The organism is Limnofasciculus baicalensis BBK-W-15 (genome assembly GCF_024178385.1).
GTDB lineage: Bacteria > Cyanobacteriota > Cyanobacteriia > Cyanobacteriales > Coleofasciculaceae > Limnofasciculus > Limnofasciculus baicalensis.
In genome coordinates this window covers 1-2,499 of record NZ_JAMZMM010000594.1, presented here as the reverse complement: position 1 = coordinate 2,499, position 2,499 = coordinate 1, and the positions used below count along the sequence as shown (strand labels likewise).

The window sequence follows — 2,499 nt, the reverse complement described above, 5'->3', positions numbered from 1 at the left end:
GTCTTGTATATTGCTATTGACCGGACTCAATGGCAGTCAGTTAACTTAATATTTGTCAGTTTAATTTATCAAAATCGAGCAATTCCTATATACTTTGAATATCTCCCGAAATTAGGTAGCACGAATGTGGCTAAACAAATAGCCGTATTGTCGCAAGTATTCCCGTTATTAAATAATTATACAAAAGTGATTTTGGGGGATAGATAATTTTGTTCAGTAGACCTGGCGAGCTGGTTAAGAAGTCAGCCCCAGACTTATTTCTGCCTACGCTTGAGAAAAAATGAATACGTTGAAGTATCCCCATCATCCTGGAGACAATTACAAGATTTGGGTGTAAAACCAGGCGTTTCAATTTACTTAAAAGGAGTTAAACTGACCAAGAGGAAAGGCTTTGCTCAAGCCAATATTATTGGCAAATGGCAAAGAAAATATCGCGGTTTCCTAGCAGAGGAGCCTTGGTTTATTTTGACCAACTTGACCGAGTTGAAATTAGCATTGTTAGCTTATAAGAAACGTTTTGGTATTGTTGGCGAAGCCTGGTGAGCGAAGCGAAGCATGGAAATGTTTCGGGATTATAAAAAAGGTGGCTATAATCTCGAAGGGACACAGGTTACAGATCAACGGTTGATTTCTTTGATTATACTAATTACTTTAGCGGATAATAGTGCCCTAATATCTGGCGAAAAAATTAAACGTAAGGGCGTAGTCAAATATGTTTGTCGAGTCAAATAAAAAAAGAGAATACAGCGCCGACATAGTAACTTTTATATTGGGATACATGGCTATGCTTGGGTGGAAAAACTGAAATTGTTTCAGGAACATACTATTCAATTAATGTCATTAAGTCCCCATAAACGACGCTATTATCAGAGAGGTAGAACAGCTGAAAGGCAAATCCTAGCTACTTTACAGACATAGTTGTCACCCCGTCAGGGCTTTTGTCTCAAAGCCATTATTGGTGACTATGTTCATCCTTTAAGTCCCTCACTGGTTGTTCAAGATGATCGGAGTCAATTTTACCGTATTTTGACAATATCAGGACTTACACAACTGGCACAGCACCCCCTCACTCGCTCTTTGGGAGGAAAAAGGAAAGAGTTATCCCTCTTCTGTCACTCTCCGGGAACTTTTGCCATTTACCAATCCTCAAGCCTTTTGATAGAAAGCGATCGACGATTTTTTTCTGCTTTAACAGGACTTACGCAAAGCCTCTATCTGTAGGGTGCGTTATCCTCTGCTAACGGACCATTACCACTATCAGTAGCGTGGCTGCGTAAGTCCTGTTTAAATTAGCTCGTCGGGAGCGATAGCTGAAATTTACTCTGCGTAAGGGTTAGCTCGGAAAGTGACAGAAGAGGGATAGATCCAACACCTGAAAACACTGGGAAGTATCACATCATATTCAAAGGATCAACATCAATCGCTAAATAAACATGTCTTGGGCAAATCTCCCGCAACTCCTCCAAATTTGGCACTTTCACAGGTACTCCAGGTGGAAACTTCAATAAAATTTGCCATCGATAGCGACTAGCTACTCGCATAATTGAAGCAGGAGATGGTCCTAAAATTTCATATCCTGACTCATTTTCGATTAACTTATCTGCTACCGCTTCGGCAACTTTTTCCACCTCTTCCTCATCCACTCCACTCAAACGGAATAAAATCAAATTACCGTAAGGGGGATAATTTAATTCCCTCCTTTGTGCCAATTCTGTCTCCACAAACGACTCATAATCATGATGGCGTACCGCTTGAATTACCGGGTGTTGGGGAGAATAAGTTTGGACAATAACTTCACCAGGCTCATCGCCTCGCCCCGCCCTTCCTGCCACCTGAGTTAAAGTTTGAAATGCCCTTTCTGCGGCGCGATAATCTCCTAAATGTAATACTCCATCTGCGGCGACAACTCCCACTAAAGTTACCTCGGCAATATCTAAACCTTTGGTTAACATTTGCGTCCCCACCAATAAGTCAGCTTCCCCATTCGCAAATTGAGTTAATAAGGTGCGGTGGGCATCTTTTGTCCGAGTGGTATCGCTATCAAATCTAATTAAACGCAAATCGGGAAACTGCTTGGCTAATTCTTGGGTAACTCTTTGCGTACCACTACCAAAAAATTTCAGATAAGGTGAACTACATTGGGGGCAACTGCGGGGATGAATTCGCGTGTAATTACAATAGTGACACCTCAGTAATTCAGTTGCTCCTTCATGAGTATAGTGATAAGCTAGGGAAACATCACAATAAGGGCATTCCACTACATATCCGCAACTGCGACAAGAGACAAAAGTACTGTGTCCCCGTCTAGGAACAAATAAAATACCCTGTTTTCTTTTTTCCTTAAGCTGTTGCAAAGCATCCTGTAAAGAACGACTAAAAATTGACCGATTTCCTTCCTGTAATTCCCGCCGCATATCCACAATTTCTACCGGAGGCATAGGGCGAGATTGAATCCTTTCTGGTAGAGAAAGATAGTGGGAATGGGGAGTGGGTTTTTTG

At 41.5% G+C, this 2,499-nt stretch carries 3 protein-coding genes and 1 pseudogene; 3 read left to right on the top strand and 1 reads right to left on the bottom strand.

Translation table 11 applies throughout. The features are described from left to right. The 3 genes and pseudogenes from NJ959_RS28500 to NJ959_RS28490 all read left to right on the top strand — a co-directional run. A pseudogene (locus NJ959_RS28500) lies at window positions 1-207 on the top strand (IS4 family transposase); the annotation flags it as partial. A 120-nt stretch (window positions 208-327) separates the two neighbouring features. Continuing rightward, window positions 328-543: a hypothetical protein gene (locus NJ959_RS28495; protein WP_254015135.1), complete on the top strand. Its 216-nt coding sequence runs from the start codon at window positions 328-330 to the stop codon at window positions 541-543. A gap of 12 nt (window positions 544-555) precedes the next feature. Beyond that, on the top strand, window positions 556-732 hold the full coding sequence (locus NJ959_RS28490) for a hypothetical protein (protein WP_254015134.1): 177 nt from the start codon (window positions 556-558) through the stop codon (window positions 730-732). A gap of 659 nt (window positions 733-1,391) precedes the next feature. Here the strand turns inward: NJ959_RS28490 and priA are convergent. After that, on the bottom strand, window positions 1,392-2,499 hold a 1,108-nt coding region (gene priA / locus NJ959_RS28485; protein WP_254015133.1), incomplete at its 5' end, for a replication restart helicase PriA.